General features: G+C 70.3%; 21 protein-coding genes. 15 read left to right on the top strand and 6 right to left on the bottom strand.

Annotated elements, in window-relative coordinates:
* Position 1: 1 nt before the first annotated feature.
* Entirely contained in the window at positions 2-829 is an 828-nt protein-coding gene (locus Q9R20_RS05315) for a hypothetical protein (protein WP_311248324.1), read from the bottom strand.
* 141 nt (positions 830-970) lie between these two features.
* Here Q9R20_RS05315 and Q9R20_RS05310 point away from each other — a divergent pair, with 141 nt between their 5' ends.
* Positions 971-2,350 carry a DEAD/DEAH box helicase gene (locus Q9R20_RS05310; RefSeq protein ID WP_311248323.1) on the top strand — a complete coding sequence of 460 codons (1,380 nt, stop codon included), beginning with the start codon at positions 971-973 and terminating at the stop codon, positions 2,348-2,350.
* Positions 2,351-2,354: 4 nt separating this feature from the next.
* Here the strand turns inward: Q9R20_RS05310 and Q9R20_RS05305 are convergent, their stop codons facing one another.
* Positions 2,355-3,008, bottom strand: a complete 654-nt coding sequence (locus Q9R20_RS05305) for a heme oxygenase (biliverdin-producing) (RefSeq protein WP_295840286.1) — start codon at positions 3,006-3,008, stop codon at positions 2,355-2,357.
* A gap of 188 nt (positions 3,009-3,196) precedes the next feature.
* Here Q9R20_RS05305 and Q9R20_RS05300 point away from each other — a divergent pair, with 188 nt between their 5' ends.
* The 5 genes from Q9R20_RS05300 (at position 3,197) to Q9R20_RS05280 (ending at position 8,399) form a co-directional block, all read left to right on the top strand.
* Positions 3,197-4,468, top strand: coding sequence for a serine hydrolase domain-containing protein (locus Q9R20_RS05300; RefSeq protein ID WP_311248322.1), 1,272 nt, complete (start codon positions 3,197-3,199; stop codon positions 4,466-4,468).
* 7 nt (positions 4,469-4,475) lie between these two features.
* Entirely contained in the window at positions 4,476-5,384 is a 909-nt protein-coding gene (locus Q9R20_RS05295) for an EamA family transporter (protein WP_311248321.1), read from the top strand.
* A gap of 70 nt (positions 5,385-5,454) precedes the next feature.
* Positions 5,455-5,790, top strand: a complete 336-nt coding sequence (locus Q9R20_RS05290) for a DUF3140 domain-containing protein (RefSeq protein WP_311248320.1) — start codon at positions 5,455-5,457, stop codon at positions 5,788-5,790.
* Positions 5,791-5,826: 36 nt separating this feature from the next.
* The gene (corA, locus tag Q9R20_RS05285; protein ID WP_311248319.1) at positions 5,827-6,825 is read left to right on the top strand and encodes a magnesium/cobalt transporter CorA; all 999 of its coding nucleotides are present in this window, start codon (positions 5,827-5,829) and stop codon (positions 6,823-6,825) included.
* An 11-nt stretch (positions 6,826-6,836) separates the two neighbouring features.
* Positions 6,837-8,399, top strand: coding sequence for an amino acid permease (locus Q9R20_RS05280; protein ID WP_396653659.1), 1,563 nt, complete (start codon positions 6,837-6,839; stop codon positions 8,397-8,399).
* A gap of 111 nt (positions 8,400-8,510) precedes the next feature.
* Here Q9R20_RS05280 and Q9R20_RS05275 read toward each other — a convergent pair whose 3' ends face one another.
* Positions 8,511-9,686 (bottom strand): 4-hydroxybenzoate 3-monooxygenase, encoded by a 1,176-nt coding sequence (locus tag Q9R20_RS05275; protein WP_311248318.1) that lies wholly within the window; start codon positions 9,684-9,686, stop codon positions 8,511-8,513.
* 162 nt (positions 9,687-9,848) lie between these two features.
* A complete protein-coding gene (locus Q9R20_RS05270) occupies positions 9,849-10,601 on the bottom strand; it encodes an IclR family transcriptional regulator (RefSeq protein ID WP_311248317.1) in 753 nt (250 codons plus the stop codon).
* Positions 10,602-10,691: 90 nt separating this feature from the next.
* Between Q9R20_RS05270 and pcaH the strand changes: the two genes are divergently transcribed.
* From pcaH to Q9R20_RS05230, 8 genes are all read left to right on the top strand, one after another.
* A complete protein-coding gene (gene pcaH / locus Q9R20_RS05265; protein WP_311248316.1) occupies positions 10,692-11,501 on the top strand; it encodes a protocatechuate 3,4-dioxygenase subunit beta in 810 nt (269 codons plus the stop codon).
* 67 nt (positions 11,502-11,568) lie between these two features.
* The gene (pcaG, locus tag Q9R20_RS05260; protein WP_311248315.1) at positions 11,569-12,126 is read left to right on the top strand and encodes a protocatechuate 3,4-dioxygenase subunit alpha; all 558 of its coding nucleotides are present in this window, start codon (positions 11,569-11,571) and stop codon (positions 12,124-12,126) included.
* Between the two features lie 10 nt (positions 12,127-12,136).
* Positions 12,137-13,462 carry a lyase family protein gene (locus tag Q9R20_RS05255; RefSeq protein ID WP_311248314.1) on the top strand — a complete coding sequence of 442 codons (1,326 nt, stop codon included), beginning with the start codon at positions 12,137-12,139 and terminating at the stop codon, positions 13,460-13,462.
* The gene (locus Q9R20_RS05250) at positions 13,459-14,232 is read left to right on the top strand and encodes an alpha/beta fold hydrolase (RefSeq protein WP_311248313.1); all 774 of its coding nucleotides are present in this window, start codon (positions 13,459-13,461) and stop codon (positions 14,230-14,232) included. Before Q9R20_RS05255 ends, Q9R20_RS05250 begins: the two co-directional genes overlap by 4 nt.
* Positions 14,232-14,618 (top strand): 4-carboxymuconolactone decarboxylase, encoded by a 387-nt coding sequence (gene pcaC, locus Q9R20_RS05245; protein ID WP_311248312.1) that lies wholly within the window; start codon positions 14,232-14,234, stop codon positions 14,616-14,618. The genes Q9R20_RS05250 and pcaC overlap by 1 nt, the downstream gene beginning before the upstream one ends.
* Complete coding sequence (locus Q9R20_RS05240; RefSeq protein ID WP_311248311.1) at positions 14,615-15,358, top strand: 3-oxoacid CoA-transferase subunit A; 744 nt, start codon at positions 14,615-14,617, stop codon at positions 15,356-15,358. Before pcaC ends, Q9R20_RS05240 begins: the two co-directional genes overlap by 4 nt.
* Positions 15,355-15,993 carry a 3-oxoacid CoA-transferase subunit B gene (locus Q9R20_RS05235; protein WP_311248310.1) on the top strand — a complete coding sequence of 213 codons (639 nt, stop codon included), beginning with the start codon at positions 15,355-15,357 and terminating at the stop codon, positions 15,991-15,993. The genes Q9R20_RS05240 and Q9R20_RS05235 overlap by 4 nt, the downstream gene beginning before the upstream one ends.
* 1 nt (position 15,994) lies before the next feature.
* Entirely contained in the window at positions 15,995-17,161 is a 1,167-nt protein-coding gene (locus Q9R20_RS05230; protein WP_311248309.1) for a thiolase family protein, read from the top strand.
* A gap of 37 nt (positions 17,162-17,198) precedes the next feature.
* Here the strand turns inward: Q9R20_RS05230 and Q9R20_RS05225 are convergent, their stop codons facing one another.
* Both Q9R20_RS05225 and Q9R20_RS05220 read right to left on the bottom strand, forming a co-directional pair.
* A complete protein-coding gene (locus Q9R20_RS05225) occupies positions 17,199-18,518 on the bottom strand; it encodes a cytochrome P450 (protein ID WP_311248308.1) in 1,320 nt (439 codons plus the stop codon).
* 266 nt (positions 18,519-18,784) lie between these two features.
* Positions 18,785-20,338, bottom strand: coding sequence for a DUF222 domain-containing protein (locus Q9R20_RS05220; protein WP_311248307.1), 1,554 nt, complete (start codon positions 20,336-20,338; stop codon positions 18,785-18,787).
* 242 nt (positions 20,339-20,580) lie between these two features.
* Between Q9R20_RS05220 and Q9R20_RS05215 the strand changes: the two genes are divergently transcribed.
* Positions 20,581-20,970: an ester cyclase gene (locus Q9R20_RS05215; RefSeq protein ID WP_311248306.1), complete on the top strand. Its 390-nt coding sequence runs from the start codon at positions 20,581-20,583 to the stop codon at positions 20,968-20,970.
* The last annotated feature ends 52 nt before the right edge of the window (positions 20,971-21,022 follow it).

Below are 21,022 nucleotides of genomic sequence, written 5' to 3'. Positions count from 1 at the left end.
GTCAGCTCCCTCCCCCTGGTGCCGATTCCTGTCGGAAGACCTCGCGAAGCCGGTCGAGATCGCCGCGGAGCTTCTGCTCGTTCGCGAGGTTCTGCTGTCGCAACAGCTCCACTCTACGTCTGACGCTCTGATAATCCTCCTGGGTAACCGAGTGCTCATGCAGCTCGTCCAGGGTCAGAACGAGCGAGGCGATCTCGTTGCGATTCCTTTCGATGCGCGCCACACGCGAGGTCGACAACTTCTGCAACGCGTCGACGATGTCCCGGTCCTGCGGACTGCGAGGGAGCTCGTCATAGCGGATCTCGCGTCCGAACACGTCGGCGGCGACTTCGTACATGTTGGCCCAGGCGCCCTGCAGGTGGGTCCGCACTTGGACTTCGACCCGGGCATCGAGTCGGAGCCAGAGGTGCACGGCCCGATACCCGGAGTGAGGTCGGTCGCGGAGGTCGCGAACGCATTCGTGCTCGGGGTGACCGAATACGCCCGCTATCGCGGTGACGACCGCATCCTGCTCGTCGAGGGTCATCTCCGCCTCGAAGCGGACCCCCGCGACATCCTGGACGGAGGGGAGCGGCGTCGACGGCTCCCGCCGCAGCTTCTGGCGCAAGGTGTCGATGGTCTTCGGGCGTGACGTGATCTCGAACGAACGGTTCCCCAGGAGCGGGGTCCAGTCGAGTCGCGCGATGCGTGACTGCACGCTCTCGGCCAGGTCGTTGTACCAGAGCATCACGTCCCGGTACGTCGGAACGCCAGGCTGAGCGGGTCCACCGTCGCGGATCTGTCTGCTCAGCCGCTTGAGCTGATTCGTCGACCACGGCATCCGCTTCATGAGGGGAACCTAGAGGAGTCGGGCATCCACCGCATCGACTGTCCACAGGGGGAGACGTCGTCGGAATGTCGTGGGGCTCGCGCCCGGTGCGACACTGCACAGCCGGACGCTGGGCCTGCCCCCGCGAACTAGCATGAACCGGTGACCACGCCGCCCCTCTCCGCCGAACAGCAGGCGCTGTTCCGGCTGATCGAGGACACGCGCGAGCACGTCTTCGTGACGGGCCGCGCCGGCACGGGCAAGTCGACGTTGCTGCAGCACCTGGCGTGGAACACCCAGAAGCAGATCGCGGTCTGCGCGCCGACGGGCGTCGCGGCGCTCAACGTCGAGGGGCAGACGATCCACTCGCTGTTCCGGCTGCCCATCGGGCTCATCGCGAACGGCGACATCGACCAGAACGACGCCACCCGCAAGATCCTCAATGCGATCGACACCCTCGTGATCGACGAGATCTCGATGGTCAACGCCGACCTCATGGATGCCATCGACCGCTCGCTGCGTCAGGCGCGCGGTCGCCGGTCGGAGCCGTTCGGGGGCACGCAGATCGTCATGTTCGGCGACCCGTACCAGCTCGCTCCCGTCCCGCCCCGCGGCGACGAGATGCGATACATCCGCGACCACTACCGCTCCTTCTGGTTCTTCGACGCGAAGGTGTGGTCGGGCGAGGCGGCGAGCGACGGCCTCATCGACATCGGCCGGCACGGGGCCGACCTGCACGTCAACGAGCTCGTCGAGATCCACCGGCAGTCCGACCCCGGGTTCAAGCACCTGCTCAACGCCGTGCGCTACGGCAGGGTCACCGCCGAGATGGCGGGGGTGCTCAACACCGCCGGAGCCCGCACACCCCCGCACCCGGCCGACGGCGAGCACCCGATCATCACCCTCGCCACCCGCAACGACCGCGTCAACACCATCAACCGCAAGCACCTCGACGAGCTCATCGGTCGCACCCAGACGGCCAACGCCGAGATCTCGGGCGACTTCGGTCGAGGCGAGGCGAATTACCCCGCCGAGATGGAGCTCACGCTCAAGGTCGGCGCGCAGGTCATGTTCCTGCGCAACGACTCGGCGCAGTTCGGCGAGGCGCCGCGCTGGGTCAACGGCACGATCGGCACCGTGACCCGCATCGCCGGCGACAGCGTGCGCGTCGAGGTCGACGGCATCCAGCACGACGTCGAACCGGCCGTCTGGGAGAGGTACCGCTACGCGTACGACCCAGGCACGAAGAACCTCTCGCGCGAGATCGTCGCCGAGTTCACGCAGTTCCCGCTGCGCCTGGCCTGGGCCGTGACCATCCACAAATCGCAGGGCAAGACCTACGATCGCGCCGTCGTCGATCTCGGATCGGGCGCGTTCGCCCCCGGCCAGACGTACGTCGCGCTGAGCCGGCTCACCTCGCTCGACGGCCTCTACCTGACGCGGCCGCTGCGGCCTAGCGACATTCGGGTCGACGAAGACGTGCGTCGCTTCATGAAGCAGGCGTGGCTCGCGCGGCAGGACGCCGCGGCACAGAAGGCATAGCGCCTCAGGCCACCCGAGCCGCCTTCGCGCGGGTGAGGTCGGCGAACAGCTCGGTGGTGAAGCGGTAGGCCACGAGCACCTCGGCGATCACGCGCTCCTTCTCGTCGTCGTCCCACGGGGCGGCGTCGAGCTGCTCGCGATACACGTTCTTGAAGGCCTTCGGATCGGCGATGTCGCCGAACAGCAGGAAGCCGATGCCGTTGGTCTCGAACCCGAAGCGGCGGCGCATGAGACGACCGATCGACGGCCCGCCCGACAGGTCGCCGAGAAAGCGCGTGTAGTGGTGCGCGACGAAACCGCCCGGCCACGTCGCAGCGACCCGGCGGATACGAGAGACGTACGCCTGCGTCGTGGGCAGCGGCGCGATCTCCTCACGCCACCGCGGGCCGATGAGGAAGGCGAGGTCGGCTTCGAGGGCCGGCAGGCGCGAATGCTTGTCGCGGAGGAAGACGGATGCCACCGGGTCGGTCCGCATGCGGGCGGCGGCCTCTTCGAGCGCGGCATAGATGAACCAGTGCTGGGCGATGAGGGCGATGTAGTCGTCGCGGGTTCCGGCGCCGGTCAGCAGGTCGGTCATGAACCCGTCGCACTCGCTGGGCGAATGCGCGCTGCTGGAGCGCTCGCGCAGAGCCGCGGAGAAGGAGGCGACGGCGTTCATGCGGCCATCATACGCAGAGAGTTAGGTTCCCCTAACCCCCATTTTCCTCGGAACGTGCTCGGATTCGTCCGGTCGTGATGCAGACGTGACGGTCGACGGGCGCAAGGGGCGTATTCGCCCAGGTGCCGTGTGTTTGAATCGTGCGGGAGCGCGCTTCGTCGCGCTCGGAAACACTTGGGGGTTTGCACATGCGGACTTGGCGTCGTTCCGCGGCCATCGCGATCGCGGGCGTGAGCGTGCTCGCCGTCGTGCTGAGCGGCTGCACGTCGCAGAACGCGGTGGGCATCGACGTACCCGCGCAGGTCGACGCGCCCCTCCCCGAGGCCACGGTCGCCGAACTGCAGGACGCGGTCACCACGGCCATGACCGCGACCGGGTCGACCGGCGCGATCGTCGGCGTGTGGGCGCCGTGGAGCGGCACGTGGGTGTCCGGCCTGGGGTCGCAGACGCCCGACGGCGGAGAGGTCACGGCCGACATGCAGTTCCGCGCGGCCGATGTCACCGGCGCGATGACCTGCGACGCCCTCTACCGGCTCGCCGCCGACAAGGTCCTCTCGATGGACGACCCGGTGACGACGTGGGTCAGCAACCTGCCGAAGTACGGCGACATCACCCTGCGGCAGCTGTGCGACGGCACCTCGGGATTCGCCTCGTACATGGGCACCCTCGACTCCCTGGTGCTGAGCAACCCCGACCGCGTCTGGAACGCGCGCGAACTCATGGCCTACGGCATCTCGAAGCCGCAGGTGAACGCGCCCGGCGTCTCTTTCTCGGCATCGCCGACGAACTTCGACATCGCGGGGCTCGCGGTCGAGCGGGCTACCGGCGAGTCGCTGAGCGACGTCCTCGCCGAGCGGGTGGCGGGTCCCCTGGGTCTCGACGCCACCTCGCTGCCCGCGCCCGCCCCGGCCACTCCCGGCCCGAACCCGTTGACCGGCCACTGGTCGCAGCCCAACGCCGAGGGGGCCTTCGACTGCGCGGCGCCCCTGGAATTCACCGAGATGTCGTCGAGCTACGGGGGAGCGGCATCCGGTGCCGTCACCGACATCGACGACCTCGGGCGCTATGCGCAGGCGCTCGCCACCGGGGCGCTCCTGCCCGCGGACAACGATCGCTTCGCCGCGCCCCTGCCGGTCGGCGGCGATCAGCCGACGTGGTTCACCGCGGCGGGTGGCGCGTATCAGGCCGGATCGCTCATCGGGCAATACGGTTGGACGCCCGGCTACATGGTCGCCGCCTTCGCCGACCCCGAGACCGGCATGTCGGTCGCGGTCGTTCTGAACAACTCCGGCGGCAACAAGATGTCCTCCGCGTGGCTCGCCTGGGAGCTCGCCGCCATCGCGTCGAAGGCCCCCGCCGCCTCGGGCCAGACGATGCCGGAAGCCGGTCTGCCCTGGACAGCCGAGCAGATGCGCGAATCCATCACCGGCAACGCGATCTGCGCGCCGCCCGCCGGATGACGCGTCGATGACCGCACGCGGCGGGCCCGGGTCGGCCGCGGCGCTCGTGCTCGTGGGCCTGGCCTGCCAGGAGGTCGGCGCCTCGTTCGCGGTGATGTTGTTCCCCGAAACGGGTCCGCTCGGCATCGTGATGCTGAGACTGCTCTTCTCGGCCGTGCTGCTGCTCATCATCGCCCGGCCGCGGCTTATGGGGCACACCGGGTACGCGTGGCGCTCGGTCGTCGGATTCGGTGTGGTGCTGGCATCCATGAACGGGCTGTTCTACCTGGCGCTGGAGCGGCTGCCCCTGGGCGTGACCGTGACCATCGAGGTGCTGGGGCCGCTGACGCTGTCGATCCTGACCGCCACGGGCCTGGCGCGGTGGCTCTGGGCGGGGCTCGCGCTCGCCGGAGTGGTCGCGCTCGGTGCGGGTGGATGGGATCGCCTCGACGCGCTCGGTGTCGTCTTCGCGCTCGGCGCCGCCGTGAGCTGGGCGCTTTACATTCTCGCGTCGGCACGCGTGGGACGCGAGTTCCCGCGGCTCGACGGACTCGCTCTGGCGATGGCCGTCGGCGCCGTGATCGCGCTGCCGTTCGGCGTGTGGCAGGCCGGAGGCGCCTTGCTGCGCGTCGACATCCTCGCCCTCGGGGCGGCCGTCGCGCTGCTGTCGTCGACCATCCCGTACGCCCTCGAACTCGTCGCGCTGCGGCGCCTGCCCGCGTCGGCATTCGCGATCCTCATGAGCCTGGGGCCGGCCACCGCCTCGATCGCGGGCTTCCTCCTGCTGAACCAGCACCTGTCGTGGCTCGAGATCGTCGGCATCGCTTTGGTCATCGCGGCCAGCATCGGCGCGGTGCTCGCCGCCGCCCGTCGCGCCGTGGGGGCGCGGCATCCGGGATCCGACGTCGGCGAACCGCTCAGCGAGCCCCTCGGCTGACCGGATGCCACCGCGACGCCGTCGGCGCAAGGGGGCGCCGGAGCCCGACGGTGATCGGGAGGATGACGGCATGAGCGACCACGACGACGACCAGACCCGCGAAGACTTCGACGACGCGGTCAACATGACCGCGAGCGAACTGAAGAAGTGGCTCGACACCGACGAGTCGAAGTCGGTCGGGCAGAAGAAGGACGGCAGCGGGGAGTCGACCGGACACGAGAGCGGGCGTCACATCGTGCGCATCCTCGAGAAGAAGAAGTCCGACCTCACCGACGACGACTACGCGCACATGCGCAAGGTCGTCGGTTACGTGAAGCGGCACAGCGCGCAAAAGCCGAAGGGCGACATCACCGACACCGACTGGCGCTACTCGCTGATGAACTGGGGCAACGACCCGAAGAAGTGACCCGGCGTTCATAGGCGTCGGGGGTACAACGTATTCATGCCCATCATCGACAGTGCCGTCTACGTCGACGGACACCGCATCGAGAACCCCGCGAGCCTCGACCAGACCTTCGAGTACATGGAGGCCCACGGCGGTATGGCGTGGATCGGGCTGCTGCGCCCCTCGCCGGAGGAGCTCGAACGCGTCGCCGCCGAGTTCTCGCTGCACCCGCTCGCGGTCGAGGACGCCCTCGCGGGGCACCAGCGCGCGAAGCTCGAACGCTACGGCGACAACCTCTTCGCCGTGCTCCGGCCCGCACGGTACATCGACGCGAGCGAGACCATCGAGTTCGGCGAATTGCACGTCTTCATCGGAACGGACTACGTCGTCACCGTGCGCCACGCCGAGGTGCCCGACCTCTCGCAGGTGCGGCGCCGCTTGGAGGGCAGCCCCGATCTGCTCGCGCGCGGCCCCGAGGCGGTGCTGTACGCCATCCTCGACGAGGTCGTCGATCAGTACGACCCGGTCGCGCGCGGGCTGCAGAACGACGTCGACGAGATCGAGGACCAGCTCTTCAGCGAGCACGGCGCCGACCTGACCCAGCGCATCTACGAGCTCGCCCGCGAGGTCATCCATTTCCAGCGCGCGGTCGAGCCGCTGCGCGACATGCTCGAGGCCCTGCTGCGCGGCGCCGACAAATACGGCGTCGACCTCGAACTGCAGCGCTCGCTGCGCGACGTGCTCGACCACGCCCTGCGACAGAGCGAGAAGCTGACGGCGCTGCGCGCCATCCTCGACAACGCACTCACGGTCAACGCGACCCTCGTCACCCAACGCCAGACCGAGACCTCGCTCGAGCAGAACGACCAGGTCAAGAAGATCTCGGGCTGGGCGGCGATCCTGTTCGGCCCGTCGTTGGTGGGCGGGATCTACGGCATGAACTTCCAGAACATGCCCGAACTGAGTTGGCAGTACGGCTACCCCATGGCTCTGGGCCTCATGGCCGCGACGTCGTTCGGGCTCTGGCTGACGTTCAAGCGCAAGCACTGGCTCTGATTCCGGATGCCATGAATTCGGCGCGTTCACTGGACAGCGCCTGCGCGAATCGACTGAATAGGGAGGTGAGCGAGAACATCAAGGGCCCGGGCGACGCTGCCGAGCCGATCCACACCTCGACCGTCCAGCTCGAGGACAGCGGTTACCACAAGCGGCTGACGTCGCGTCAGGTGCAGATGATCGCCATCGGCGGTGCCATCGGTACCGGCCTCTTCCTCGGTGCCGGCGGGCGCCTCGCGCAGGCGGGTCCGGCCATCGTGCTGTCGTACGCGGTGTGCGGTCTGTTCGCGTTCTTCATCCTGCGCGCGCTCGGGGAGCTGGTGCTGCACCGTCCGACGTCGGGGTCGTTCGTGTCGTACGCGCGCGAGTTCTTCGGCGAGAAGGCGGCGTTCGTCTCGGGCTGGTTCTACTGGATCAACTGGGCCACGACCACGATGGTCGACATCACCGCGGCCGCGCTCTACATGAACTTCTTCGGTAAGTACGTGCCGTGGATCGCGGCCGTGCCGCAGTGGGTGTGGGCGCTCGCGGCGCTGGTGACGGTGCTGGCCGTGAACCTCGTGTCGGTGAAGGTGTTCGGTGAGCTGGAGTTCTGGTTCGCGCTCATCAAGGTCGCCGCTCTCGTGGCGTTCCTGCTCGTGGGCATCTACTTCGTCATCTTCGGCACGCCCACGGGGGCGCCCACCGGGTTCTCCCTCATCGCCGACAACGGAGGTTTCTTCCCCAACGGCATCCTGCCCGCGATCATCCTCATGCAGGGCGTCGTGTTCGCGTACGCGTCGATCGAGCTCGTCGGCACGGCTGCGGGTGAGACGAAGAACCCCGAGAAGGTGATGCCGCGGGCGATCAACTCGGTCATCTTCCGCGTCGCCGTCTTCTACGTCGGCTCGGTGCTGCTGCTGTCGCTCCTGCTGCCGTTCACGGCGTATTCGGCGGACGAGAGCCCCTTCGTCACGTTCTTCGCCTCGATCGGCGTCCCCGGCGTCGACGTGATCATGAACCTCGTCGTGCTCACCGCCGCCCTGTCGTCGCTGAACGCCGGCCTGTACTCCACGGGACGCATCCTGCGCTCGATGGCGGTCGCGGGCTCGGCGCCGAAGTTCGCCGCGCGTATGAACAAGGCCGGTGTCCCCTACGGCGGCATCGCCATCACCGCCGTGGTGGCGCTGCTGGGCGTCGTCATCAACTTCGTGGCCCCGACCGACGCGTTCGAGACCGTGCTGAACGTCGCCGCCGTCGGCATCCTCGTCACCTGGGCGACCATCATCCTGTGCCAGATGAAGTTCAAGCGGCTGGCCGATCGGGGCGAGCTCGTCCGACCGGCGTTCCGTCTGTTCTGGGCGCCCTACACCGGGTACCTGACGCTGGTGTTCCTGGCGGTGGTGCTCGTGCTCGTGTTCATCGACTCGCCCGCGACGCTGCTCGTGGCCGTGCTGGCGAGCATCGCCATCACGATCGGGTGGTTCGCGTGCCGCAAGCGCATCGCCGAGCTCGCCGCCGAGCGCGAGGGCTACACGGGTGCCGTCCCGGTGGTGCCGAGCCCCTTCCCGAAGCCGCGCGACAAGAAGGACTGACCTTCCCCGCCTCGCAGGCCGGCGTTGAGTGTCCAAGACGCCCGGACGGTTTTCGATTCCGTCCGGGTGTTCTGGACACTCACGGTGAGGCGGGGAGGTGCGCCCGCCGGGTCAGGCGTCCCACGCCCAGCCGCAGTACGCCTCGGCGAGGTACGCGCGTCCGTGCGCGGACTCGACGACGGTGCGCAGCTCGCCGAGCTGGCGGCGGCGGTCGAAGTCCGTGGCATCCGGGGCGACGTGGAGCAGGTTCGTCATCCACCACGAGAAGTGCTGGGCCTTCCAGATGCGCCGGCTCGCCGTCTCGGGATAGGCGCCGAGCGGGCGCTCGTCGCCGCGCAGCAGCAGGGCGTCGAGGGCGGCGGCGAGCAGGCGCACGTCGGCGATCGCGAGGTTCATCCCCTTCGCGCCGGTGGGCGGCACGGTGTGAGCGGCGTCACCGACGAGCGCGATCCGGCCGCGGCGCAGCTCATGCGCGACGAAGCTGCGGAAGCGGAGGACGTCGCGCTGGAAGATCGGCCCCTGCTTCAGCTCGGTGCCCGGCACGCGCTTCTGCAGTTCGTCCCAGAGCTGCGCCTCGCTGAAGGCGGCGGTGTCGGTGTCGGGGTCGCACTGGAAGTACATGCGCTGCACCGTCGCGGAACGCTGGCTGACGAGCGCGAAGCCGTCGGGGGAGTTGCTGTAGATGAGCTCCTCGCTGCTGGGCGGGGCCTCGCACAGGATGCCGAACCACGCGAAGGGGTACTCGCGGAAGTATCCGCCCTGGCTCGACCCGGTGACGGCGGCGCGGGCGACGCTGCGCGAGCCGTCGGAGCCGACGACGAACTCGGCCTCGATCGTGAACGGTCGGCCCTCGGCATCGCGGGCGATGACCCGGGGGCGGTCGCCGTCTTCGACCCGTTCGGCGGTGACCCCGAAGCGCAGGTCCTGCCCAGCCGCGAGGCGCGCGGCGATGAGATCCTTCAGCACCTCGTGCTGCGGGTACAGCCAGACGGCGCGTCCGACCGTCTCGGCGAAGTCGATGCGGTGGCCCTCGCCCTCGAAGCGCAGCTCGATGCCGTCGTGGCGGTGGCCGACGGTGCGGGCGCGCGAGGCGGGGCCGATCGTGTCGAGGAGCTCGACCGTGCCCTGCTCGAGGATGCCGGCGCGGATGGTGCTCTCGATCTCGTCGCGCGTGCGTCGGTCGATGACGATCGACTCGATACCGGACTGCGCGAGCAGGTGCGACAGCAGAAGGCCTGCGGGGCCCGCGCCGACGATGGCGACGCGGGTGCGGACGGTGGTGGTCATGGGCGTCTCCTTCGACGTGGCTCCGGTCGATCGTCGCCCTCTCGCCGCCCTCGCCGCCCCGTCTTTCCCATTGATCAGGAACCACCCTGCCCCGCGTGAGTCGCCAGTTCTTGTCGCTTGGGGGCCCCCGCAAGCGACAAAAGTTGGCGACTCACGCGGGGGTCAGCGGCGATAGCCCAGGGCGCGCTCGGTGTCGCGGGCGGAGCGGTGCAGCTCGACGAGGGCGAACTGGGTCTCGGCGTCGCGGGGCAGCACCACCGACAGCGCCGCGATCACCGCGCCGGTCTCGTCGCGGACGGGAACGGCGACGCCGGTCGACACCTCGTCGACGTAGCCGGGTGCGACGACACGGCCGAGCGTGCGGATCTCGGCGAGCGTGCGCCGCAGAGCCGCCGGATCGACGATGGTCTCGGGCGTCACGGCCCGGAGGGGGCCGGAGAGGACGCGTTCCTGTAGGTCGCGCGACGCGAAGGCCAGCAGAACGAGTCCCGACGACGAGGCATGGACGGGGAGACGCCCCGCGACGCGGGTGATGTTGGCGCCGGAGTCGGGGGCGCTGAGGCGCTCGAGGAACAGCGCCTCGTCGTGCTCGAGGATCGCCAGTTGCGTGTGCTCTCGCACGCGCTGCTGCACGCGTTCCATGTAAGGCAGCGCGGCCTGCCGCAGCCGCAGCGCGTGCGAGGAGCGGGTCGCGAGTTCCCACAGGCGCATTCCCACGCGCACCCGGCGTTCCTCGTCGCGCTCGAGGAGGCCGGCATCCACCAGCTCGTTCACGATCCGGTGCGCCGACGAGCTCGGCAGGCCCGCGCGTCGGCCGATGTCCGCTGTCGTCTGAGCCGTGCGGGTGGGCGTGAAGGTCTCGAGGATGCGCACGAGGCGGTCGGTCACCGAGTCGCCGGAGGGGGAGTTCGCCACGGACCCAGGATGCCACGACTCCCATTGAGCGGGAACGGTCGGCCCCGTCGGAGCGCGGTGTCGGAGCATGGAGGGGTCGAAGGAGACCCGATGACGAACACCCCCGCCGCCGCGCCCGAATCGCTGCTGGCCGCACCCGATCAGGCGACGCAGGACGACATCGTCCGCGAGATCCGCGCCCTGCACGCGCAGCTCGATGCGCGCGATGCGGCCGGAGAAGACGTCCCCGCGACCGCGCACGACTTCCCCGCGTACCGGTCGAGCGTGCTGCGGCATCCGACGAAGAACCCGAAGCTCGTCGACCCCGAGACCATCGAGCTGTTCTCGCCGGCATTCGGGCAGCGCGACGTCGCCGCGATCGAGTCCGACCTCACCCTGCAGCACGCGGGCGAACCGTTGGGCGAGCGGATGAGCGTGCAGGGCCGCCTGCTCGACTCCTGGGGGCGCCCGCTGGCGAACCAGCTCATCGAGATCTGGCAGGCGAACTCCGCGGGGCGCTACATCCACCAGCGCGACCAGCATCCGGCACCGCTCGACCCCAACTTCACCGGGGCCGGTCGTGCGGTGACCGACGACGACGGCTACTACCGCTTCACGACGATCAAGCCCGGCCCGTACCCGTGGAAGAACCATCGCAACGCGTGGCGTCCGGCGCACATCCACTTCTCGGTGTTCGGCTCGTCGTTCACGCAGCGCCTGGTGACCCAGATGTACTTCCCGGGCGACCCGCTGTTCGCGCTCGACCCGATCTACAACAGCATCCACCGGCAGAAGGACCGCGACGCCCTCGTCGGCGTCTACGACCACGACCTCACCTCGCCCGAATGGGCGACGGGGTATCGCTTCGACATCGTCGTGGACGGCCCCGACGCGACCTACTTCGAGCCGGAGGGCGAGTGACATGACGACGACATCGGCCCGTGACGTGGTCCCTGAGCCTGTCGAAGGGCGAGCAGGAGGGCGACGAGTGATCCCCGCCAAGACGCACCGCGCGACCCCCGGCCAGACGGTCGGCCCCTTCTTCGCCTACGGCCTGGAGTATGCGAAACAGCACGAGGTCGTCTTCCCGCACTCGCCGGGCGCGATCCTGCTCTTGGGCACCGTGTCGGACGGCGCGGGAGCGCCCATCCCCGACGCGCTGATCGAGATCTTCGGAGCGGATGCCGATGGCTCGGTGCCGCGCGCGCGGGGCGCGTTCCGCCGCGACAATCACACGTTCACCGGCTTCGGTCGCGCCTTCACCGACGACGAGGGGCAGTACGAGTTCTGGACGCGGACACCCGGCGGCATCCAGGGTCGACCCGGATTCTTCGCCGCGATCGTGTTCGCGCGTGGCCTGCCCGACAAGCTGCACACCCGGATCTACGTCCCGGACGACGCCGCGGCGCTCGCCGCCGATCCGTTGCTGTCGGCGCTCGACGAGGACGAGCGCGCTACCCTCGTCGCGATCCGCACGCCCGAGGGGCACCTGCGCCACGACATCCGGCTGCAGGGCGAGAAAGAGACGGTGTTCCTTGCGTTCTGATCCTCCCGCCGTGATCGACACCGGCCTGCTCTCCCCGGTGACGGCCGGACACGACCTGCTCGTGTCGGACGGGTTCGTGCTGGGCGCGCTGGTGCGGGCGGAGTGCGCCCTGGTGGCGGCCTACGTCGAGCTGGGGGTCGCGCCTCGCGAGGCGCAGAACGTCATCGATTGGACCTTCGGCATCCAGGAGAAGTACGGCTCGCCGGCGGCCGGTCTCGACACCGATCGCCTGATCGTCGAGGCCGTGCGCGGCGGCAATCCCGTGATCCCGCTCGTGGGGATGCTGAAGGAGAAGGTGCCGGCCGAGCATCGCTCATGGATCCACCGCGGCGCGACGAGTCAGGACATCCTCGACACCGCGCTGATGATGGTCGCGCAGCGCGCCATGGACCAGGTGCGCTCGTCGCTGCGCATCGCCGGTCAGCGCGCGCGGGAGCTCGCCGTCGCCCACGCCGACGCGGTGGCACCCGCCCGTACGCTGACGCAGCACGCCGTGCCCACGACCGTCGGCGCGCGGGCGGCGACCTGGGCCCGGGGGATCGAGCGCGCCTCGACGTGTCTGGACGCCCTGTCGTACCCGGCACAGCTCGGCGGAGCCGCGGGGACCCTCGCCTCGTTCGTCGAGATCACCGGATCGCCGGAGACGGCGGCGGCTCTCCCCGCCACCTACGCCCGAGTCCTCGGTCTCGATGCTCCCGACGGCCCATGGCACGTGACACGGTGGCCCGTCACCGAGCTCGGCGACGCGCTCGTGCAGGCGCTCGACGCCCTCGGCAAGTTCGCCGCCGACGTCGCGACGCTCAGCCGCACCGAGATCGGCGAGGTCGCGGAGGGCGCGGGCGGCGGCTCCTCGGCCATGCCGCAGAAGCAGAACCCGGTCGAGGCGGTGCTGATCCGCTCCGCCGCCCTGCGCGCGCCCGGACTCGCCGCGACGCTGCACCTCGCGGCATCCCTCGCCGTCGACGAACGACCCGACGGCGCGTGGCATGCCGAGTGGCCGACGCTGCGCGAGCTGCTGCGGCTGGCCCTCGGGGCCACGCGGCACGCGGCCTCGCTCGCCTCGCACCTGCGGATCGACGTGGATGCCGCCGCGCGCAACGCCGGAGCGACCGGCGGGCGTCTGGTGAGCGAGCGTCTGCGGGGCGTGCTCGTGCCGCTCATCGGGGCCGAGCGCTTCACCGAGCTGCTCGCCGGGGACGACGACCTGGCCGTGCGGCTGCGCGCGCTGCCCGAGGCCGCGGATCTCGACGTCGATGCTCTGCTCGACCCGCGCGCGTACGTGGGTCTGGCGCCGCGACTGGCTCGCGGCGACTCGGGGGCGGAGGCGGACGCATGAGCCTCGTCGCGCTGACCGCGCCGATCGGACCGGACGAGGCACCGCTCGTCGTGCTCGGCCCCTCCCTCGGCACGTCCACGATCCTCTGGGACGACGTCGTGCCGGTCCTCGCCGACGAGTACCGGGTCGTGGCATGGGACCTCCCCGGACACGGCGCCGGCCCCGTCGCGCGCGAGCCGTTCACGGTCGCCGATCTCGCGGATGCCGTGGCGGCGGCCGTCGGCGACGACACGTTCTTCTACGCCGGGGTCTCGCTGGGCGGAGCCACCGGGCTGGAGCTGGCGCTGCGTCACGGCAGTCGGGTGCGGGCCGCCGCGATCGTGGCATCCGGGGCCCAGCTCGGCGATCCCGACGCGTGGGCAGAACGAGCCGCGCAGGCGCGGAGCCAGAGCACGTCGAGCCTCATCGTCGCCTCGGCTCAGCGCTGGTTCGCACCCGAGTCGATGGCCCGCCGCCCCGACCTCAGCGGTCGGTTGCTGCACGCGCTGCAGGATGCCGACGACGACAGCTACGCCCGCTGCTGCGAGGCGCTCGCCGCGTACGACGTGCGTGCCGACCTCGGCGCGATCGACGTGCCCGTGCTCGCCGCCTGGGGTGCGTTCGACGCGGTCGCCCCCGAAGCCAAGGCCGTCGAGATCGCCGAGGGCGTGCGCGACGGCCGGATCGCGCGGATCGACGACGCGGGGCACCTGCCGCCCGCGGAACACCCCGAGGCCGTGGCGTCGCTGCTGCGGTCGTTCTTCGCTTCCATCACCCGAGGAGACGCCTGATGGCCACCGACCAGGAGCGCTACGACCAGGGCATGGCCGTGCGCCGTGCCGTGCTGTCGGACGCGCACGTGGACCGTGCGACCGCTGCCGCGACCGACCTGACCGCCGACTGGCAGGACTTCATCACCCGGGTCGCGTGGGGCGATGTGTGGTCGCGGCCCGGACTCGACCGTCGGTCGCGGTCGATCGCGGTGCTGAGCTCGCTCATCGCGCACGGCCACCAGGAAGAGCTCGCGATGCACCTGCGGGCGGCGCTGCGCAACGGGCTCACGATCGACGAGATCCGCGAGGTCATCCTGCAGTCGGCCGTCTACTCCGGCGTGCCCGCGGCCAACACGGCCTTCCGCATCGCCGCCGAGGTGTTCGGGTCGGAGGGGGACGCGTGATCGACAAGGTCGTGGCCGACGTCGCGGCGGCGGTCGCCGGCATCCAGGACGGATCCACGGTGATGATCGGCGGCTTCGGTCGCGCAGGGCAGCCGGTTGAGCTGATCGATGCGCTCATCGCGCACGGCGCTTCGGGCCTCACCGTCGTCAACAACAACGCCGGTAACGGCGACACGGGTCTGGCCGCGCTGCTCGCGGCGGGGCGGGTGCGCAAGATGATCTGCTCGTTCCCACGGCAGAGCGACTCGTGGGTGTTCGACGGGCTCTATCGCGACGGCAAGGTGGAGCTCGAGCTGGTTCCGCAGGGCAACCTCGCCGAGCGCATCCGTGCGGCCGGGGCGGGGATCGGCGGGTTCTTCACGCCGACGGGGTTCGGGACGCAGCTTGCCGAGGGCAAGGAGACGCGGCGCATCGACGGGCGCGACTACGTGCTCGAGTATCCGATCCGTGCCGACGTGGCGTTGATCAGCGCACGTGCCGCAGACCGGTGGGGCAACCTCGTCTATCGCGAGACGGCGCGGAACTTCGGACCGATCATGGCGGCCGCGGCGGCGACGACGGTCGTGCAGGTCGACGAGATCGTCGAACTCGGTTCCCTGGACCCCGAGGCCGTCGTGACGCCGGGGATCTACGTCGACCGAGTGGTCGCGGTGGGGGAGCGGCGGTGGCTGCGCGACGGCGCGTTCGTCGGCGGTGTCGACATCGAGGGCCGGGCTCTGGCATCCGAGGAGGAGAAGTGACCACTCGCATCTCGCGGCGCGATCTCGCCGCCCGTGTGGCATCCGACATCCCCGAAGGGGCCGTGGTCAACCTCGGCATCGGGGCGCCTACGCTGGTCGCCGACTATCTGCCCGAGGGTCTCGAGATCGTGCTGCACACCGAGAACGGGATGCTCGGCATGGGGCCGGCGCCCGAGCGCGGCCGGGTCGATCCCGACCTCATCAATGCCGGGAAGCAGCCCGTCACCGCGCTCGCCGGGGCGGCGTACTTCCATCACGCGGACTCGTTCGCGATGATGCGCGGCGGCCACCTCGACGTGTGCGTCCTGGGGGCGTTCCAGGTGTCGGCCGGGGGCGACCTCGCCAACTGGTCGACCGGGGAGCCCGGCGCGATCCCGGCGGTGGGCGGGGCGATGGACCTCGCGATCGGCGCCAAGGACGTCTACGTGATGACCGACCTGCTGACCAAGGGTGGGGAGCCGAAGCTCGTGGCGGCGTGCACGTATCCGTTGACCGGCGTCGGCTGCGTCTCGCGGGTCTACACCGACCACGGCGTCTTCGACGTGACGCCCGACGGCTTCCGTGTACGTGAGCTGTTCGGGGACAACACGCACGCCGAGATCTCGGCCCTGCTCGACCTGGACCTGGAGGTCTGACATGCCCGCATCCTTCGTCTACGACGCCGTCCGCACCCCCTTCGCGCGGCACGGCAAAGCCTTCGCCGATGTGCGCCCCGACGATCTCGCCGCCACGGTCATGGCATCCATCGTCGAACGCACCGGGATCGACCCGGCCCGGATCGAAGACGTGATCTTCGGTGACGCGAACCAGGCCGGCGAGGACAACCGCAACGTCGCACGGTTCGGTGCGCTGCTGGCGGGCTTTCCGTCGTCGGTGCCCGGGACGACGATCAACCGCCTGTGCGGCTCGTCTCTGGATGCCGTGATCCAGGGCTCGCGCGCGATCGAGGCCGGCGACGCCGAGGTGATCCTGGCCGGCGGTGTCGAGTCGATGACGCGCGCTCCGTTCGTGGTGGAGAAGAGCCCGCGGCCGTTCCCCGCGGCGAACCAGACGATGTGGAACACCTCGATCGGGTGGCGCATGACCAACCCTCGGCTGCGGAAGGACTGGACGATCTCGAACGGCGAGAGCGCCGAGAAGCTCGCCGAGATCTACGACATCTCCCGTGCGGACCAGGACGCCTTCGCAGCGCGCAGCCACCGTCTCGCGGCGGCCGCCTGGGCCGAGGGGCGCTTCGCTGACGAGATCGTGCAGGTCGAGGGGCACGAGCTCGCGCGCGACGAGGGCATCCGTGACGACTCGACCGCCGAGGTGCTGGCGGGGCTGCGTCCGGCGTTCCGCGCCGGTGGGACCGTCACCGCGGGGAACTCCTCACCGATCAACGACGGGGCGTCGGCGGTGCTGCTGGGGGCGGAGGGGATTCTGGATGCCGAGCCCCTCGCGCGCATCGCCGGGCGGGCGGCGTTCGGCAACGACCCCGACGTGTTCGGTGTCGCGCCGGTCGAGGCCGCCAACCGTGCGCTGGCGCGTGCCGGGCGGACGTGGGACGACGTGACCTTCGTCGAGCTGAATGAGGCGTTCGCTTCGCAGACTCTCGCGTGCGCGAAGCTGTGGACAGAGCTCGACCCGGCGAAGCTCAACGAGAACGGCGGGGCGATCGCGATCGGTCACCCGCTCGGGGCGTCGGGCGGGCGCATCATCGCCCGCGCCGCACACGAGCTGAAGCGTCGCGGGGGCGGGGTGGCGGTGGCCGCGATCTGCATCGGGGTGGGTCAGGGGCTCGCGGTCGTTCTGGAGCGGTGAGGCGTTCCGAGCCCCGGGCTCGTCACCGCCGCGTGTGTCAGGCTCGCGCGGAGGAACGGTGGAACGGGCAGCCCGACGGTGCGTCCGCGGGGCGGATGCGTCCGCCGGAGCGGGGCTTGGTCGGCATCCGTCTGCGGTTCACCTCGAGGCCGCGGCCGCTGATGCGGATGCGCGGATCGCTGAGGGCGGCGATGGCCGTCGCCAATCCCGCGATGGCGAGTTTCTCGCCGGGGCAGCGGTGTCCGGTCGCGACGTCGGCGCCGCCGTGGGGCACGAACGCGGTCAGCGTTTCGTAGTCGTCGACGTCGCGGAAGCGTTCGGGGTCGAAGCGCGACGGGTGCTCCCACTCGTGGGCGTCGGTGTCGGTGCCGAGGATGTCGAGCAGGACGCGGCCGCCTGCCGCGACGCGCTTTCCGTCGAGCTCGATGTCGGTGTGAGCCCACGCCGGCAGCATCGGCACGAACGGGGCAGCGCGACGGATCTCCTGCGCGAACATCGTCGCGAGGTCTCCGCCGACGAGCGTGCCACGCTCGGCCGTCTCAACGGCGATGCGCTCGCGCCAGTCGGGCCGGTCGTGCAGCTCCTTCGCGGCGAACGCGACGAAACGGGCGACGGCGATCATCGGGCGGAAGCTGTTCTGCAGTTCGACGCCGGCCTGGCGGGCACTGAGGAGCTGACCGTCGCGATCGCGGTGGTTCGCCCACGCCTGGAGCGCGGTTCCCGCGGCGGGATTCAGGGTTCCGGCGCGCACGGCGTGGATCAGTTCGGCGGCGTGCCGATCCGACCAGTGGCGGTTCAGGAGCGCGAACAGGTACTCGGGCGAGTAGGGGACGCCGAACCCGTCGACGATCTGCGCCTGGCGTCTCGCCCAGCGGGTCTGCGCGGCGGGGGTGCCCGGGATGCCGGCCCACCGCATGATCGCACGGCCCAGCGCTCCGACGGCAGCGTCGTAGGCCGTGCGGTCGCCACCCGCGACCCACGCGTCGAGTTCTTCGCGCCACTGCCGGTCGAGGTCGGGCAGCAGCCGCTGCACCTCGGCGTCGTCGTACAGCACGTCGACGAAGGTCGCTTTGCGGTGGCGGTGGTCGGCGCCGTCGAGGCTGTGCACCGAGCCGTGACCGAAGAGCGACTCCTGGATGAAGCTTGGCATCGCGCCGTGTCGACGCGTGCGCGTCTCGTCGTAGAACAGACGCACGCCCTCTTCGCCGCGAACGAGCAACGCTTCGCGACCGAGCAGCCGGAACGGTACGGCGCGGGCGCCGCGATCGGCTCGGCGCCAGACGTGGCCCGCGAATCCGTATCCGCGGAGGAGGAGGGAGAGCGAGTCGTCACGGAGGACGGCGAGGGGGGATGCCATGCCCGCCACGGTTTCACGGACCTCCCGGGCACGCCGAGGGGGAGGCGCGCAGAAAGGGTGTGTGGTACCGGACGGGGATGTTCCTGGGGATGCGGGGGCGAGGAGCGGTGATGGGGTCTGAGGGTGCGTGGAGGTCTCGCTCCCACGCGCGCGGGGCGGTGGGGTGGCTCGTGGACGGCATGGGGCTGCCGTCCGTGGCACACCGATCGTCCGGGGGAACGGGACCCTCGACGCCCGGAACGGACGCGTCGCGATGGGAGCCCCGCCTAGAAGGGCGCGGGTTCTCGATCCCGAGGGTGAGGTGGCGTCGGTGGTTCGTCGGTGATGAATCGCACGGCCGGCGCATAGGGCAGAGGGTGGTCGGTGTAGATCCGTCCCGTAGGTGAGGTGAACTCGATCACCCCGCCGGGCAGTTGCCTCACCTGCCACCGGGTGAACTGCTTCTGGGTGTGGTGTCTTTGGCAGAAGTGGCAGAGATTGCACACGTGCGTCTTGCCGCCGAGGGCGTAGTCCAAATTGTGGTCCACCTCACACCGCACGGCGGGGGCGGTGCAGCCGGGCCACCGGCAGTGCCGGTCGCGGGCGCGGAGGTACCGGTCGATCGCTGCCGTCCGCTGATACGAGTCGGTGCACAGCACGGCGCCGGTGACGGGGTTAGTGATGACCCGATCCCAGGGCACTTTCGTCGCCTCGGCCAGCTGTCGGGCGGTGTCGATATCGATGGGTCCGTGCCCGACGAGTTCCGCGGGGTCGATGTTCTCCCGCGCCGGGTCGAGGACCGACAGAGCGGGGACGACGACCTGCACCCGGGCGCGGATGGCGCCGAGGGCGCCGGGTCCGTCGTCGGTACGGGTGGGGTCTGCGCCGGGCGCCGCGGTGAGGAGCAGGTCGGCGAGGATGTCGGCTCGGACCTGGTCGGTGCTGCGAACATCGGCGGCGGCCAGGGCTGCGCCTGCACCTGGGGTGGCGGCGACGGTCGCGGTCCCGGCGGCGGTCGCGTTGCGCTCCTGCACGTCGAGGGCGCCGGCCGTTTCCCGTTCCGGCCGTTCGTCGGAACCGTCGCCGCAGCGGTCGATCCCGAACGCGGCGCCGCTGCCGACCGGCTGGCCTGAATCGTACGACGATGTGCCTCTGGCACCCGCCGAGACCGCCGAACCGAGCTTGTCACGCGCATCGATCAGCGCCCGCGACTGCTGCGTCAACCGGTCGTAGATCCCCACCGCGAGGACCGTCGGGAGGGTGGCGATCAGATCGGACATCCCGTTCTCGCCCCGCACCACCCGGACGCACCGTTCTTCCCGGCCCCGCTGATGCCGCTCGGTGATCGTCGTTGGTTGCAGACGTTCCGCTAAAGTCGTCAACCGCGCCCGCAGGCGCCCGGGGCTCAGTCCTTCGGCGGTGGCGACGGCGAGGACGTCGAACTCCGCACGCTTATCGACGGGCACCGGGGTGCCGGCATCCACGATCGCTTGCACGTGGGCCCGGGACAGCGCTCCCGCCTCCCACGCGTCGACCGTCGCCGGGAAGTGATCGACGAGCGTCAGTGCCTTGCCGATCTGCGCCTGCACCGACCGATCCGACACGCACCCCGCGGCCGCGATCTCCGACGCCACCTCGCGCAGCGCCATCTCCGCCGCCCGGGACGACGCCCGCTGCCCCGCCATGACATCGAGCGCGAGACGACCCGCCCGGGCCAGCGCCCGGGTCTTGCGGGCCTCGGCGGTCGAGAGGACGGCATCCGCATCGAGGACCTCGCCGAGCACGACCGCGAGCGGGTCGGCCCCGCCGGGTGGTAGGGGTGGAGGTGTCGGAAAGCTCATGCAGGCATGCTAGCTCGAACCTCCGACATTGACACCCTGATCGGGACTTTCTGTGGATAGATCGAGCGGTATGGCGCCTGGGGAGGAATGGTCACGACGGCCATGACCGGTCTGAGCGTCAACGGCCTGAGCGTCAACGGTCCGGCATTGATGCGATCCAACGTCCCCGGGCCTTCAGTGGCCGGAGAGCGCCGGGACCCCCGCGTCGGCCCGAGCGCACCCACGCCCCGGATAATTGACCGATGGAACCCTGGGAGATGCGGGAGTGGTTCGGCGACTTCCTCGATGCCCTCAATCGGCACGACCTCGACGATCTGGGGGGCTTCCTCGACCCGGCGGTCCGACGGGCACATCTCCCGGCCGGCGCCGACGCGTGGCTGGACGATTACGCCGACCTGCTGCACGGATTCCCCGACTGGCAATGGAAACGCATCCAGGTCCTCGTCGAGGACGACCGACTCGCGGTGCATCTGCGCGGCGGCGGAACCCATACGGGACGATTCGCGCACTCGACAGCGACGCGGGCGCGCGTGAGCATCGCGTCGTTCGCGATGTATCGGATCGTCGGTGGGCGCATCGTGGAGGCCAGCGGAACGGACGACGCCGCGCAGATCCGCGCAGCCATCGGCTGACGCGGGCACTGAGCGATCCGCTGACCCGGCGTGCGCCGAACTGCGCGATCTG

Origin of the sequence: Microbacterium sp. PRF11 (genome assembly GCF_031844085.1) — a bacterium.
GTDB lineage: Bacteria > Actinomycetota > Actinomycetes > Actinomycetales > Microbacteriaceae > Microbacterium.
The sequence above is the reverse complement of the archived record's forward strand: the minus strand, read 5'-3'. Positions and strand labels throughout refer to the sequence as shown.

Coding starts and splice junctions, on each gene's coding strand:
- Q9R20_RS05295 (WP_311248321.1), top strand. CDS start 4,476: ATGACCGCACGCGGCGGGCCCGGGTCGGCCGCGGCGCTCGTGCTCGTG.
- Q9R20_RS05275 (WP_311248318.1), bottom strand. CDS start 9,686: ATGACCACCACCGTCCGCACCCGCGTCGCCATCGTCGGCGCGGGCCCC.
- Q9R20_RS05230 (WP_311248309.1), top strand. CDS start 15,995: ATGCCCGCATCCTTCGTCTACGACGCCGTCCGCACCCCCTTCGCGCGG.
- Q9R20_RS05315 (WP_311248324.1), bottom strand. CDS start 829: ATGAAGCGGATGCCGTGGTCGACGAATCAGCTCAAGCGGCTGAGCAGA.
- Q9R20_RS05250 (WP_311248313.1), top strand. CDS start 13,459: ATGAGCCTCGTCGCGCTGACCGCGCCGATCGGACCGGACGAGGCACCG.
- Q9R20_RS05220 (WP_311248307.1), bottom strand. CDS start 20,338: ATGAGCTTTCCGACACCTCCACCCCTACCACCCGGCGGGGCCGACCCG.
- Q9R20_RS05300 (WP_311248322.1), top strand. CDS start 3,197: ATGCGGACTTGGCGTCGTTCCGCGGCCATCGCGATCGCGGGCGTGAGC.
- Q9R20_RS05225 (WP_311248308.1), bottom strand. CDS start 18,518: ATGGCATCCCCCCTCGCCGTCCTCCGTGACGACTCGCTCTCCCTCCTC.
- pcaC (WP_311248312.1), top strand. CDS start 14,232: ATGGCCACCGACCAGGAGCGCTACGACCAGGGCATGGCCGTGCGCCGT.
- corA (WP_311248319.1), top strand. CDS start 5,827: ATGCCCATCATCGACAGTGCCGTCTACGTCGACGGACACCGCATCGAG.
- Q9R20_RS05305 (WP_295840286.1), bottom strand. CDS start 3,008: ATGAACGCCGTCGCCTCCTTCTCCGCGGCTCTGCGCGAGCGCTCCAGC.
- pcaH (WP_311248316.1), top strand. CDS start 10,692: ATGACGAACACCCCCGCCGCCGCGCCCGAATCGCTGCTGGCCGCACCC.
- Q9R20_RS05290 (WP_311248320.1), top strand. CDS start 5,455: ATGAGCGACCACGACGACGACCAGACCCGCGAAGACTTCGACGACGCG.
- Q9R20_RS05280 (WP_396653659.1), top strand. CDS start 6,837: ATGAATTCGGCGCGTTCACTGGACAGCGCCTGCGCGAATCGACTGAAT.
- Q9R20_RS05215 (WP_311248306.1), top strand. CDS start 20,581: ATGGAACCCTGGGAGATGCGGGAGTGGTTCGGCGACTTCCTCGATGCC.